This window comes from Brevibacillus sp. AF8 (assembly GCF_021270385.1).
Taxonomy (GTDB): domain Bacteria; phylum Bacillota; class Bacilli; order Brevibacillales; family Brevibacillaceae; genus Brevibacillus.
Genome location: NZ_JAGQDN010000012.1, coordinates 123,447 through 137,821, shown reverse-complemented (window position 1 = coordinate 137,821; position 14,375 = coordinate 123,447). Strand labels below are relative to the sequence as shown.

Below are 14,375 nucleotides of genomic sequence, written 5' to 3'. Positions count from 1 at the left end.
TGAAATAAATGAAATTACAGAAATCAATGAGTACAGCTTATATATTGGCTATTTTCCTAGGAGGCATCGGAGCGCACTTATTTTACTTAGGAAAATACAAGAGAGCTGTTTTATATCTAGTCTTTTGCTGGACATACATACCGTTTGTTCTTGGGTGGATAGACTTGTTTTTTATTAGAAAGTGGGTAAGGGAGAAAAATTATTCGTTAGAGAAACCACTGATCGTTCCAATGGAACCCTTTATAAAGGCATCAGAACAAAGAGTAGAGCGAGTAGAATCAAAGGACAACAGTAAGACAATATTTGAAAAACCGAGTAAATCAGGACTGTTTTACAATGAGAATGAAATTATTCTCGATAAGTATGCACATCTGAAGACTCCGCAACACATCCTTGATGATATCAGAAATATACTAAATCCAAAGAAGAAGAAACTTGAAACAGGATATGGTATTACATTTGAAATTTCATATTCAACTAATTCAACAGGTTTTCTTAAAGACTCTATAAAATATGCAACAGAAAGAGGCAAGCCTGCTGTTCACCAACCCCTCATGTCATACTGGACTACGTTTGACCATTTAAATAAAAAACAAAAAGAATGGTATCTCTATTGGAGAAATCAAGTACTCCAAGGTAACTACTTGGATACGGATTTAAGTTACCTAATTCTTTTTACATATGAGTTAATCAACTACTCTTTTAATCAAAATGCTGCCTTCAATATTTCCATGTTGGTGAGATTGCTTGAAGCATATAAGGAAAGAGACCCCAAGGTGGAGCGTTATCTGAAGTCTTGGATATATGATTTTCTTATCGAGTTGGATGAAAAAGAACTTGCTAAAGAGTGGGGAAGTACCGCTGTCAGGACAAACTCGTTATATGATAGTTTGTTGGGAAAAAAGGATACCTTGGAAACCGTATCCATTACTCTCTGGAAACAATATATCAACGGGTATCGTGAGACTGAGTTTTTCAGGGGAAACAAAAGCAAAATCTATAAGACGTTTAAACTAAGTATTCCTTTGTTACGGGAGGCATTTGAAGAACAAGGTATTACTTATATGGATAGGTGGTTCAAAGAGATTAAAGGGAAACAAAGAAATTATCTCTTTGGGAGTGCAGTAATTGGGCGGAATATTCCACAAAGGGAATATTTTACAGAAACAATTGAGCTAAGACCAACCCAAGAATTATATGATGATGTAACTATTCTATTTAGATTAGCTGAAAATGTTACAAGAATTGTTACAGGCGAGAAAAGACAACTCAAAGTGGACGAGGAAAAACTACCAGAAGGATTAAAAGAGAGAATGATTGATGTGTTTTCCAAGACTTCAGCATCTAAAACTCGATTTAAAAAGGTTCAAGACAAAAGTTCTCAAACAGAAGGAAGTAAAATTCCTCAACCTGAGACTGAGATTGTACCGCAAAAGGTGTTTGCATTAGACCTTGAACGTGTTCAACAATTACAGCAGGAGAGCAACGAACTTCAACAGCTTTTCGAGGAAAGCGAAGTTGGTCATGTAGAAGTTGCTTCGGGAGAGCATAAAGAACATACGAATATTACAATCGATATCCCATCAACTGAGAATATTACGAATCTGGATGTATCCTCCATTTTTGATACGCAAATTGAGGAAAATGATATGGGATTAGTTGAAGCATTAACAGCTGAAGAAATTGAATTCTTAACTAAATTTGAATGTGGTAAAAGGGACTTTACTGAAGCCAATCAGTGGCTCAAAACAAAAGGGATTATGCCTGGTATGTTTATCAGTTCACTAAATGAGAAGTCTCATATGTTTTTAGGTGACAATTTAGTGGAAACAAGTAGTGAGAATTACGAACTTTACGAAGAGTTTGAGTATATTTTAGAGAGATTAAAGGTTGGTGAAGCATAATGAAAATTAGAAAAAAAGATTCCCAAGCGATACTTAATTCTCTTGCTGGAGGCGTTGTGCCAAGCAGAGGACTGGAATATATCATGGTAGGTCGAGCTGAAGAAGCTAAGCAAATCCTACTTGATTTACAGAACATAAAAAAAGGTACATCCATTATCAAACTATTTATCGGACCATTTGGTAGTGGGAAAAGCTTTATTCAGGCATTGATTCAACAGATTGCTTTTAAAGAGAAATTTGTTGTGACCAAAGCCGATTTTACACCTGAACGTCGTTTATACGGTACAGAAGGAAAGGCAGTAGCTACCTATACTGAATTAATGAAAAATATGGCGATTGCAACTGTTCCTGATGGTAATGCTTTACCTACGATACTTGATAAATGGATTAGTGAAGTGCAGAGTGCTGTGGTTCTGGAGAAAAATTATGGCTCTGTATCCTTTGAAAACGATGAATTCGTAAAGGACGTTGAAAGAGAAATTACCAAAATTGTTTCGAAAATGGATGAGCTTACCGGTGGATTCGATTTTGCACGTGTGCTAACTCAGTATTTTAACGGATTTGTTCATGATAACACCGAGCTACAGCGCTGTGCGTTACGTTGGTTACGTGGGGAGTACACTACTAAAACGGAAGCCCGTTCTGATCTAGGTGTAAGGGATATTATAGACGACAGTAATTACTATGAATATATCAAGGTCATGTCTCAATTTATTAAACAGATTGGATATTCTGGAATGGTTGTCAACTTTGACGAAGCCATTAATCTATATAAAATTACCCATCCTCAAACAAGAGAGAAGAATTATGAAACGGTATTAAAAATTTTTAATGATACACTTCAAGGAAATGTAGAAGGCATATATATTACCTTTGGGGGAACACCTGAATTTTTAGAGGATGAAAGAAGAGGTCTTTTCAGTTATGGTGCGCTGAAAAGAAGATTGGAATCCAATCAATTTGAAACAGTTGAGTATCGCGACCTATCTCAACCAGTAATTAAGCTAACCCCTTTAAAAAACGAAGAAACATTTGTTCTGCTTCAAAAAATTAGAGATGTGCATGCTGTCCATTTTGAATACCAAAAAACTATAACCGAATTAGAAATAATGGGATTTATTCAAACGCTTTATTCAAGACCCGGGGCAGAAGATAATCTCACGGCGGGAGATATTGTTCGGCAGTTTATTGGTGCGCTTAATGTACTTCACCAAAACCCCACTTTTGATAAGACGCAAATTTTTGGAAGCATGGATACACCAACAAATGACACAAAGCCATCCGTTCATTCCCGATTTCAAAAAACGAACTTGTAGGTGGTAGTATGAACCCGTTTTATTTGTTGTCAAAAAGTATGCAGAAAAAAATATGGGATATGAAATGGGATAAATTTACCCCGATTCAAGAAAGGGTTATCCCAACAATTATCCAAACGAATAAAGATATTGTGATTTCTTCAGGTACTGCTTCTGGTAAAACAGAAGCAGCTTTTTTACCTATCCTCACACTAATTGAATCAACAGCTGAGAAATCTTTAAAAGTAATTTATATATCACCACTAAAAGCACTGATAAATAACCAGTTTGAGCGAATTGAGAAGCTTTGTGAGCATATCCATGTACCCATTCATCGCTGGCACGGAGATGTTGATCAAGGGAAGAAGAAAAAATTTATTCATTCACCAGCAGGTATTCTTCAAATCACACCTGAGTCAATAGAAAGTCTGTTTATTAATCGAACTGAGTACATAAAACGTATATTTTCAGAAGTTGAGTTTATCGTGATAGACGAGATTCACTCTTTCTTAGATACAGAGCGTGGGGTTCAACTGCGATCTCTGTTATCACGGATTGAGAACTATTGTAAAAGTAGACCTAGAATTATTGGATTATCGGCAACAATAGATAACTTTGACTTCGTTCGTTCTTGGATCAACTATCGTGACACAGATAATGTAGAAATTGTAGAGTCCCCCGGAAATGATAAAGAGCTAAACTACTCCTTAATGCATTTTCAAAGTGACGAAGGTTTTAAGAAACGAGTAGAATTTTTTGAGGATTTGAGGGAGCTTACAAGGGAAAGTAAATCAATCATTTTCTGCAACAGTCGAGGGGAAGTCGAAGAAACTACTGTATTTTTGAACCGATTAGCAAAGCGAGAAAATATTGGAGAAACTTATTACGCCCACCACTCTTCCATAGATAAACAGGAACGTGAATATGTTGAAAGAACAATAGCCAATTCATCTGCTCCAAAGAGTGTTGTTGCAACAAGTTCACTAGAATTAGGGATTGATATTGGCGAAATAGAATTGGTAGTCCAAGTCGATAGTACATTTACTGTATCGTCACTGAAACAACGGCTTGGTCGTTCAGGTAGAAAGAAAGACACGAATCAGTATCTGCAATTATATACGACCAATCAGGATAGCCTGTTACAATCACTAGCTGTGATGGAGCTGCTATTGGAGAAGTGGGTTGAAGCATCTGAAGGGTATCCTATGCCGTATGACATTATGTTTCAACAGATAATGTCAATTTGCCAAGAGTATAATGGAATTACGGAAACTGACTTAATTAAACATTTAAATGGAAACCATGTATTCTATTCGTTACCTACTGACGATATCAGAATGTTAATCCATCACATGATAAATAATGATATCCTCGAATTAATTAATGGAAGCCAAGAGTTAATTGTAGGACTGGATGGCGAACGAATATTACGTGACAAAGATTTTTACTCGGTTTTTATGACATCGGAAGAATATGAAGTAGTAAATGGAGCTAAAAAAATAGGACAATTGGATAAAAAGTGGCTTATTAATGAAGGAGACAATATTATTCTTGCAGGAAAACTGTGGACTATCCAAGCTATTGAAGAGAGCAAAGGGAAGGTTTACGTTACAACAGCAGTCAATGCAAATCCACCAAGATACTTTGGGGATGGTAGTAAGATACACTCCAAAATATCAGAGAAAATGCATGAGATTCTTTGTTCAGATGATAAGTTTGGTTATATAAATGAGGAAGCATTGGGTGAGCTGAAAGACATCAGAAGGGCATACCATCTAAACAACGTTGAACCACAGCAGAGGGTTGTTTGGAAACAAAGAGACAGTTATTTTTTTGAGGGGTATACAGGAACCAAAATTGCTAGGACATTGGTGTGGATGCTGCGTTCACTGGAAGTACAAGTCAAAATGTATGATGAATTTGGAAGGATAGAAATTACGGGTTCCTTTGACTTGCTTGAAAGATTTAATCAAATTACTCAAAAAGAGTGGCGGGCAGAAGAGTTAATTGCTTTTACACGAGAGGACGAGTTTTTTCATTCGAAATATAGTGCTTTCTTACCTCAAAAGTTGTATATGAAAATGCATATCTCAAATGAGATAGATATTAATGGAGTCGTGGAATTCCTTAAAAATATACAAATTATCGTTGTTTCTATGGATTAATCAGGAAATATATAGGATAAGTTTTTAAAAAAACTCCCTTCAAGGGAGTTTTTCTACATATTTGATTCTACTTGTTCATTTATTTTAACTTGAGTTTTTAAATACTCTTCATACATTAAAGCCTCATCGTCATTTGGGTAATTATTCAAGATGGTATCTACAATAGTTTTCGCCTTTAAAAGTTCATTCTGTTCAATTAATAATTCAGTTTTCAATTTTAAAGTACTAATTTCAATGGGGTTGATGGATAGTGACTGCTCTAATAATTCCAAAGCCTCATTGAAACGCCCATCCCCAGCATAGATATATGCTTGATTATAATAAGCAACATAAAATGATGGGTTCATTTCAATAGCTTTTTTGTACGCTGAAAGTGCCTCGTCCTTTTCACCGATTAACATAAGATTTAGCCCAATACGGTTGTGTAAATCCTCCTTTTCTGGAAAAGTATCTAAAAGTGAAGTGAAGGTTTGTATTGCCTCCTGATGCTCTCCCATTTCTTGTTGGCAAATACCAAGAGAAAATTGTGCATTAGTCGAGTTAGGATAAATAAAAAGGAAACGCTGGAGTTCGGAATAAGCAATATCATATTGATTATCAAAAATATAAGCCCAAACAAGTTCTAAAGTAATTTCCTCATTATTTGGCGATTTTGACAGAGCTGCCTTAAAATAAGATATTGCTTCTTTAAAGTTTTCCATATGCATTTGACAACTACCCATGTATGCTGTTGATTCAAATTCTTTAATTTTGTTAGATAGACATATTGAAAAAATATTTAACGCTTTTTGATAATCACCATTTTTAAACATTTCTTCTCCTTCTTTAAAAATCGTCCATATCTCAGGTGATTTTTTCTCTAGTTTGCTTCTAATGAAACTTAAGATACCGAGAAGAAAGAAAATAGTCAAAAAGGCATAAGTGAATCTTCTTGAAGGCAAAGAATTCACGAGCATTAATGACATAAAGAGGAACACTATTGCTATTGAAAGATGTTCATAATGCTGAATTCTTCCATACCAAGTTAGATACTTATTTATACCTTTTAATTTTCTAAACTTGTATATTATAAAGGAAACCGAGGCGAGAAAAAGAAAAGCACCCATAGCAACTTTTTCGTCTCTAAATATAGAAACCCAAATAGAGACTAACCACTTAATAAATGTGTCAGTATGCTGTTGTACCCAATCAAAAAAACTACGGACGTCATCATGCCAAACGAAAATGAGGCAGAAAGAAAAAATAGCCCACAAAATTATGAGGATTTTTCCGTATTTCCCTTGCAGCCAAATTGATCTTAAAACCCACATGTAAGCCTTGAAGGAGGGAACTCTTTTTTTGAGAGAACTTTCATTTTCCAATAGAGAGTCCCAGTTTGTTTGAAATTCGGTTTTATGTCTCTCTTTTAATTCTTCAAGGCATTGTCTAGTTTTATCTAACACAGTTGGAAGTGACAAAATAAGACTACCTATTAATACAGCAATATTATAAATGTTTCCCAAATCCAGTGTTCCGTTTAAATAATAAATGAATTGAAGGAATCCCCAAACTATCGCAAAGAGGAAAAGCAAAAAGTATGTAACAAATTGTCTAATATAACGTTTCAATTTGTCGAGAGTTAGTTCAACATAAATGGATATTGATATTAGAAATGAACCAAGGATAAGTGTCCCCAAGAAGGAATTTATATTATTTGGTGGGACAACAACCTTATAAAGAATAAAGGCAAAGCAAGAAGTTATGGTTACAGTGCTTAATGTAATGAATACTAGAGCGATCACAATTTCAAGAAACAATCGAATTCGACTGAAAAGACAGATAACAAAATAGATTGTGTAGGGCATACTGAATTTTTTATGTTGTAGATTTAAGAACATATAGGAACAAAAGAAACCTAAAAATAAAATATAGGGAGGCAACAACAAATATAGGTCTGTTATCGATACGTCGATATGATGAGAGTTGTACATAAATAATTCAATTAGAGAAACAAAAAGACTAATAGGGAGCGATAGCAACAAACAAAATGAAAAATTTAGTAACAAACCATTAAATCGATTTAGTGGCTTTTCATTCTTATAAGCCAATTGGATAATCCGATGGCATTCAATTAGAAACAGAGTAAACAGTTGAAGAATAGGTGTTCTTTTCACAGAAATCGCCCTTTTTTTGGATTATTTTACTTTGTACTACGTAACAAAGGGATTAGGGTTGCATTTTAGGAGGCATGTATGGAATCTTACGAATTCAGAGATTGTAGTAGTAAGTTTATGTAAGCTGTATATAATTGAGATTTAGAGGTTTAACAGGGGGTGTATACGGGGTGTAAACACAATCGCCGCTTATCCGAGGTTCGCGGAAGCGGCGATTGTATTAGTTTAGCTTAATTGAGTGGCAACTTCGAACAATGATGCAACAGCTGGGGAGTGAGCCTGATATTTGATAATCTTTATCTTCTTTGTTGTGGCGACGTACCTATAAGCTCCACCTCCACCAATAATAAACCTTCATAATTTTACATATAAAAGAGCACCTTTTTTACAAGGGTGCTCATAATTTTTTATCTGTATTAAAGATGAAAATCGTTCATATATCCATCTAACATATCTTGATGAATCCCGATATACCTTAAAGTATCATTTGCATTATTGTGATTGAAAATTTCTTGTAATATTGCAATGTCTTTTGTTCTTTTATAGAAATGATAGCCGAAAGTTTTTCTTAAAGTATGTGTCCCAATTTCTGTTAAGTCGACCTGTTTTGCTACTCCATTAAGAATCTGATAAGCTCTTACCCTTGTAATGGGACTATCTCTTTTAGAAGAAGGAAATAGGTAGTCCTTATCTTCCATTTCTTTTGTATATTCATCTATTTCTTCGACCAAATAGTCATTAAACTTTAGGCGCAAGTTACTATCTGTTTTTTCTTCCCTTATTGATAAGTGGCTTCTACCTCGCACGTCACTCACTTTTAATTTTAGAATATCAGAAATTCGCAATCCTGTATTTATACCAAATACAAACAAAAAGTAATCTCTAGTTGAACGCTGTTTAAGCAACTTCTTAATCTTTAGGATCTTTCCTGGATCTCTTATCGGTTCGACAATATTCACTATCTTTCACCGCCGGAAGATTTATACGTTTACGCTAACAATAATTTCAAAAAAATACAAGGTCTTCATCTTAAATTATCAACAGTCTTTCTTGAATAAAATTATTGTGCTAATGGACAGGGTTATTAGAGGTGTTAACCCGCCTCCACCAAAATACATAAAGTGAAGCCACCTGATGAGGGTGGCTTTTTTGTGTTTATGGGGGAACTGCTCTCTATACATTGGGGGTTGGTATGCTATTTTAGTCGCTGGGCGCATTGATGTGAGAAACTTTGGACAGCTATGAGAAGCGTTTCATAAACCCCACTAAAGACTCCTCGCCCAATTTTTGGGTGCAGGGTCTCTCTCTTATGCTAAACTAAAAGAATAATCTCAAAACCAAAGGAGCACCACCATGTCTTCCACTCTACGCAACCTACTAACCATGCTCCTCCTCGGAGCCGCAGGTGGCATCACAATCTCCTTCCTAGACATAGAACCTACCCCAATCGTATGGATCACTTTTTTCATAATCGCTTTCGTCCTTCTCATCAGCAAAGACCTCTATATTTTTAAATTCAGCACCAACATGAAAACAGTTGAACGCTACGTCAAACATTCAAAACAACCTTACTATCGTTTCTTGTACGCCTATCTACACGACAACGAGGCGGAAGCCGAGAAAGAACTAGCAAAAATTACATCCGATAAACTTCGCGCCTACATCACCATAGTGGTAGAACTCCATCGCGGCAACTACGATCTGGTAGAAAAAGCACTCGGCAAGATTGATTCAATCGAGCATCGAAACTATTACTCCGCACATTTAGCACTACTAAAAAACAACCAAGATGCCTACAATCAACACCGCTCCGCAATCAAAAACCGTATCTACCAGTTGTTACTCAATGCTGAAGTGGCCTATCACCAAGGAAACATGGCAGAAGCAGAACAATACGGTCAACTAGCCATTGCTGAATCCAAGGGCGTACAAAAATATTTGCTGATCAAGACACTTGAAAAAAGCAAACGCAGTCTGCATCGGAACTCTTACTTCTAGGTTACTTTCCTCGTTAGTTTGCTGATTCCTGGGTGAAAAGCCATGTCTGACGAATACCGATCTACAAAAAGGACTGTCCCGATTCAACGATCGAGACAGTCCTTCTTTGCGCTACCACTCCATCACTCATGTGGCGTGACTCAGCAACTCTATTTCCTCAATATAACCCACTCCACAATAACAAAATTAAGAATAAGCCCAGCCCAAATGTTTACATTCAATACCTCTGCAATGACCGTTTCCATCCCATGCGGAAGAGAAAAACCGTGCAGTATAAAATACAGAAGGAGTAATACTGGCACCAACAGACGCGCGCTTACGGCAACCAGTGTCATTCCAAAACTGCGAATCATCCATTTTCGGTGTTCCTCATATTGCCTGTTGATGGCGGTACGGTACCCTTTCCAGCAAGTGAATAGCCAAGCCAAAGATAAGATCAGGAAGCTTGTTGCCTTCATGAAATCTTCTGCATAAAAGATACTCGCTAAAGAGAGGAGTCCGCTGATAAACACACTGTACACATAAACTCTCCCAAGAAAACGATGTATCCTTGGGTTCTTCAGGCGAATTCGATCGACAAACTGGAAAAAGCCAGTGAGAAGAGCAATGAAAGCAGACACGATATGAGCAACTAATAAAGGATACTGAACAGTGCCGGGAATAATCGTGATTCGACTGTTTGCAGAATCAAAGGTTAAATAAGGAAACATAAATGGAACGATAACCACTAGAGATACAAGAAATAATACCCACCAAATTTTTGGGAGTCTCATGCCTTCTTCCTCCCTACATTATGAGCATGTTTTAATGTGGTGAGAGAGCCCCAGAAGAGAAACAAGGCAATAACCGGGTGAAGCGCAGAGAGGAGTCCTAAGTGAGAGGAATAAATAACGGTAAGGAACTGCGCAACGATCATGAGGTATAATCCGAGACAAATCCAACGTAGATGTACGGGCAGCTTTCCAAGGAAAGAGAGAACCAAATAAGGGGGAAGGGGGATCTTTTTATTCATCTCAAGCATGCAAAAACCGCTCCCATCTGAATCATTTGTCTTACCCCCATCCTAAACGCAAGTTCAAAACAAACCCTAAACGATTTCTAAAAAAAGGATAAAATCTGAATGCCATCGCGGGATATGTATACGTTACATAAAAAAACAAAGACCAGCATAGGAAATATCGCCGGTCTTTGACTCATCGTCAGCTATTAATTGGGCTCTAATACAAAGTAATAGGGTTTGGAAAGAAGATTGTGCAAATGGTCGCGTACTTCCACGTTAGGTAATCGGTTTAATGCTTCGCTAATTTCTCGTTTCATGTCCGCGTACTGGCTTTCATGCTGCTCTGCCGGGCCCTCTTTTTGTTTCTCCTCGTGAATGACTCTAGCTAAACGATTTGCTATCTGAAATAGCTCTTGATTGGTCTCACCGTGACCAGATTCATCGGTGCTTGCCAAATATCCGCGCATTTCTGCCAAACGAGACAGGGTATCACGCCAGTTCCAAACTTGAATATTCTTTTCCCTCGTCTGCGAGCATATCTCATCGAACGGATTTTTTGATAACAAATCCTCTAATGTCCCCCATGAATCTGGCCGCATAGATTCTTCGAGTTTTTGCAGACAGTACGCATCAGGAGAGAGTAACTCTACCACTTCACGAAACGCTGGAATCGAGTTTCGTCGATAGCTTTTGATTCCCCACAAGCTATGTACCTGCAATGCCGTAGCAAATGACTTGCAGTGAGTATCGAGCTCTTCTAAACGTTCCTGATCTAGTTTATGACTAGCAAGAATCCTCGCTTTCACCTCATTATCAGGGATGTTTTCATTAGCTTCGCCTAATTGCATACTTCTTTTGATGTACGTTCGAACTGTGTCTTTTGGTATCGATCTATCTTCTTGAGCACCAAGAATTCCAAAGCGATAAGAGATAAATTCCTCGAAACCTTTACTGCTTCCGAATCCATCATCGATGGCATGCAAATCTGGTTGGACTTCCATCATTTCAGCGAGCACTTGTTCCTCGAGTCCGTAAATGCATGCCTCGATATGTGTCCAGTAGCTTCTACATTCATCTACGCTCCCTAGCACACGTTGATAGACGTCATGGAAGAAGAGGATATGAGCAATTTCGTGGAAGTAATTTTGAAAAGGAAACTTGATGTGCGTTCCCTCCAAATACGATCCTGCATTTTGATAAATCCGTCCATGCTCCGGTCGGAATAATGTGGGTAGCGTCGAATGTAAATCTAAGTATAATCCAATCCCCTCATTGTAACTATGTGCCCAAACAGCTAAATAGGTTGGGCTTAACAACAAAGCGATGGAGTGATTGGTAATTTGAACGGGCAAGTTGAAATAGCTGCCGTTTATTTGAGGCTGTAAGCTCAACCAGGTCATCCCAACTGCTAGAGCCTGGTATAAAGGGAATTCACCTTCCGCAGATGCATCTCTACAATAATGTTGAAATTGACGTATAGTGCTTACAATTCCATCGTTCTTAAATCCGTAATTACCCTCGAATCGCTCAAGTCCCTCAACAAAATCCTCTGTTGATACCGTTAAAAATACGTTAATTCCATCCACCCAAAGATCGGAACCGATCTCTGATTCTAGCCATGCATCTGCGTCCTCGGCAAGCTCTCTCAACTGATGATATCTTTCCAACAAATGCGCTTGACTCATTATCTGCACCATCCCGTCATGTTTGCTTACTGCATGGAAAGCGAGAACTTTCTACAAAAAATTCAAGAGCACACGAGGTGCTCTTGAACAATTGATTACTTTTTACACGCAAGTGTCATAATTGGATGGAAAAGCAATTTCATTTCTTGAACGTTTTGATTGTTAGAAAGTTGTGCTTTCACTACCTTTTTCATGGGCAATCCCGTCCTTCCTAACTTTTATCATTTTATGGAAAGCATGCATGCCTTTTGGCTCTCTTACAAGCAAACATCAACAACTACGCGCCATTTCAACGCTTTCATTTCTTGCACTTGTTTATTCTTGTTTACTGCTACTTTTACGACTTTTTTCATGTGTTTACACCTCCTTTCCAGAGTAATGGAACTAATAGGTTTGAATGTAATTATAAGGAAAATTGCCAATGTATTTCAAGTTAAGAAAAATAAATATTTTCTGAAATATTTTTAAAGTTTTTGGTGCTTTCTAGGGAAGGTACTTCCAGATGCGATATATGGGTGCTTGTAGTAAACTGTATCAGGGATGTAAATTTGGTTTTTTGACAACTCGGAGTGTCTTTCTCTTGCGAGCGGTGCTTTGAGTTATCATGTGTTTGAAAAGAATGTTTATTTGGAGTATAGTATCAGAATGAATAAATGAGGGTTGGGTTAGCAGCCATCTGCATGAGCATGTAAGAATGAGAGATAGAGAATAATTAGGAGGATTGTTGTGTCACAGAAAGCACCAGTTTCTTTTGTAGTTACGATCGGATTCATGTTATTTGCTTTGTTTTTTGGAGCGGGTAATTTAATTTTTCCACCAATGCTTGGCCAATTAGCAGGAACAAATGTATGGATAGCCAATGCAGGTTTTTTGGTTACAGGGGTTGGGTTGCCTTTGCTAGCAATCACAGCCTTTGTTTATTCGGGAGTAGACGACTTGCGCTCCTTAGCCAGTCGCGTGCATCCCGTATTCGGAATGGTATTCACCGTTGTTCTGTATCTAGCAATCGGTCCGTTTTTTGCGATACCTAGATCTGGCAATGTATCGTTTGATATTGGGATAAAGCCTTTCCTATCAGAACAGGCAGGTTCGGCACCGCTGATTCTATTTACCATCGTGTTTTTCACAATTGCCTGCTTCTTATCGCTCAATCCTATGAAAATTATCCATGTAGTCGGAAAAATCTTAACTCCGATTAAATTAACATTTATCGGAATTATTGCAGTAACGGCTATTCTTTATCCAATTGGAGCCCTTCAAGCCCCGCAAGCAGATTACACATCCCATGTATTTTTCAAGGGTTTTCAAGAAGGGTATTTAACATTGGATGCGCTTGTTGCTTTTGTTTTTGGAATGATCATTGTGAATGCGATTAAAGAAAAAGGGGTTACTGCCAAAAAACAAGTTTTGGCTACGTGTGCTAAAGCAACAATGATAGCCGGCTTACTTCTCGCTCTTTTCTATACCGCACTTTCCTTTATGGGTGCCTCTAGTGTAGAAAAGTTGGGCCACTTAGAAAATGGCGCTGAGGTTTTGGCGAAAGTTTCGAATTACTACTTTGGTTCTTATGGTGCCATTTTATTGGGATTAATGATTACAGTGGCATGCTTGACTACAAGCGTTGGGCTTATTACAGCCTGCTCTTCGTTTTTTCATTCCTTGTTTCCAAAGATCTCTTACAAAAAATTCGCGGTTATTTTGTCTGTTTTCAGTACACTCGTTGCCAATATTGGATTAACGCAACTCATTAAGGTTTCCGTTCCGATCTTAATGACGATGTATCCGATTGCGATCTCGTTACTCTTCATGACATTTCTGCACAAAGCATTCAAGGGCCGGCCAGAAGTGTATCAAGGAAGTTTACTTTTGACTTTTCTGATTAGTCTGTTTGATGGCTTAAAGGCTGCTGGACTCGAAAACAGTTTTGCCCATCATTTTTTTACTCAGTACCTTCCAATGTATGACGTAGGTTTGGGCTGGGTGCTGCCTTCTCTAATAGGTGGGGTTTGCGGATACATGATCAGTGTTTTCCGGAAGAATTTGTACCACGTTCAAAAACAAAAAGAGGCATGAGAATAGCTTTTCACAGATGCTACTTAGCCAGAGTATTTACAAACCCGTCCCTTCCCATATAGGAGACGGGTTTTGTTCATAATGAAGGTGCTTTTTCTATAG

At 37.6% G+C, this 14,375-nt stretch carries 9 protein-coding genes; 5 read left to right on the top strand and 4 right to left on the bottom strand.

Annotated features, from left to right (window positions below; all coding sequences use genetic code 11):
- Window positions 1-8: 8 nt before the first annotated feature.
- From KB186_RS16805 to KB186_RS16795, 3 genes are read left to right on the top strand one after another with little or no spacing between them, the layout of a single operon-like run.
- A complete protein-coding gene (locus tag KB186_RS16805; protein WP_232774028.1) occupies window positions 9-1,904 on the top strand; it encodes a TerB N-terminal domain-containing protein in 1,896 nt (631 codons plus the stop codon).
- Window positions 1,904-3,220, top strand: a complete 1,317-nt coding sequence (locus tag KB186_RS16800; protein ID WP_232774027.1) for an ATP-binding protein — start codon at window positions 1,904-1,906, stop codon at window positions 3,218-3,220. Before KB186_RS16805 ends, KB186_RS16800 begins: the two co-directional genes overlap by 1 nt.
- Window positions 3,221-3,228: 8 nt before the next feature.
- Window positions 3,229-5,364, top strand: coding sequence for a DEAD/DEAH box helicase (locus KB186_RS16795; RefSeq protein ID WP_232774026.1), 2,136 nt, complete (start codon window positions 3,229-3,231; stop codon window positions 5,362-5,364).
- Between the two features lie 53 nt (window positions 5,365-5,417).
- Here KB186_RS16795 and KB186_RS16790 read toward each other — a convergent pair whose 3' ends face one another.
- Both KB186_RS16790 and KB186_RS16785 read right to left on the bottom strand, forming a co-directional pair.
- Window positions 5,418-6,821, bottom strand: a complete 1,404-nt coding sequence (locus KB186_RS16790) for a tetratricopeptide repeat protein (protein WP_232774025.1) — start codon at window positions 6,819-6,821, stop codon at window positions 5,418-5,420.
- Between the two features lie 1,112 nt (window positions 6,822-7,933).
- Window positions 7,934-8,476: a tyrosine-type recombinase/integrase gene (locus KB186_RS16785; RefSeq protein WP_232774024.1), complete on the bottom strand. Its 543-nt coding sequence runs from the start codon at window positions 8,474-8,476 to the stop codon at window positions 7,934-7,936.
- 394 nt (window positions 8,477-8,870) lie between these two features.
- Here KB186_RS16785 and KB186_RS16780 point away from each other — a divergent pair, with 394 nt between their 5' ends.
- On the top strand, window positions 8,871-9,515 hold the full coding sequence (locus tag KB186_RS16780; protein ID WP_232774023.1) for a hypothetical protein: 645 nt from the start codon (window positions 8,871-8,873) through the stop codon (window positions 9,513-9,515).
- Between the two features lie 149 nt (window positions 9,516-9,664).
- On the opposite strand, the gene KB186_RS16775 is transcribed toward KB186_RS16780, so the two are convergent.
- The gene (locus KB186_RS16775; protein WP_232774022.1) at window positions 9,665-10,288 is read right to left on the bottom strand and encodes a DUF2306 domain-containing protein; all 624 of its coding nucleotides are present in this window, start codon (window positions 10,286-10,288) and stop codon (window positions 9,665-9,667) included.
- 433 nt (window positions 10,289-10,721) lie between these two features.
- Window positions 10,722-12,200, bottom strand: a complete 1,479-nt coding sequence (locus tag KB186_RS16770; protein WP_232774021.1) for a hypothetical protein — start codon at window positions 12,198-12,200, stop codon at window positions 10,722-10,724.
- 726 nt (window positions 12,201-12,926) lie between these two features.
- Between KB186_RS16770 and brnQ the strand changes: the two genes are divergently transcribed.
- Window positions 12,927-14,273, top strand: a complete 1,347-nt coding sequence (gene brnQ, locus KB186_RS16765; RefSeq protein WP_173611087.1) for a branched-chain amino acid transport system II carrier protein — start codon at window positions 12,927-12,929, stop codon at window positions 14,271-14,273.
- Window positions 14,274-14,375 lie beyond the last annotated feature (102 nt).

Excerpts from the sequence above, each read along its gene's own strand:
- KB186_RS16780 (WP_232774023.1), top strand. The coding sequence starts at position 8,871 with ATGTCTTCCACTCTACGCAACCTACTAACCATGCTCCTCCTCGGAGCC.
- KB186_RS16770 (WP_232774021.1), bottom strand. The coding sequence starts at position 12,200 with ATGAGTCAAGCGCATTTGTTGGAAAGATATCATCAGTTGAGAGAGCTT.
- KB186_RS16805 (WP_232774028.1), top strand. The coding sequence starts at position 9 with ATGAAATTACAGAAATCAATGAGTACAGCTTATATATTGGCTATTTTC.
- KB186_RS16800 (WP_232774027.1), top strand. The coding sequence starts at position 1,904 with ATGAAAATTAGAAAAAAAGATTCCCAAGCGATACTTAATTCTCTTGCT.
- KB186_RS16775 (WP_232774022.1), bottom strand. The coding sequence starts at position 10,288 with ATGAGACTCCCAAAAATTTGGTGGGTATTATTTCTTGTATCTCTAGTG.
- KB186_RS16795 (WP_232774026.1), top strand. The coding sequence starts at position 3,229 with ATGAACCCGTTTTATTTGTTGTCAAAAAGTATGCAGAAAAAAATATGG.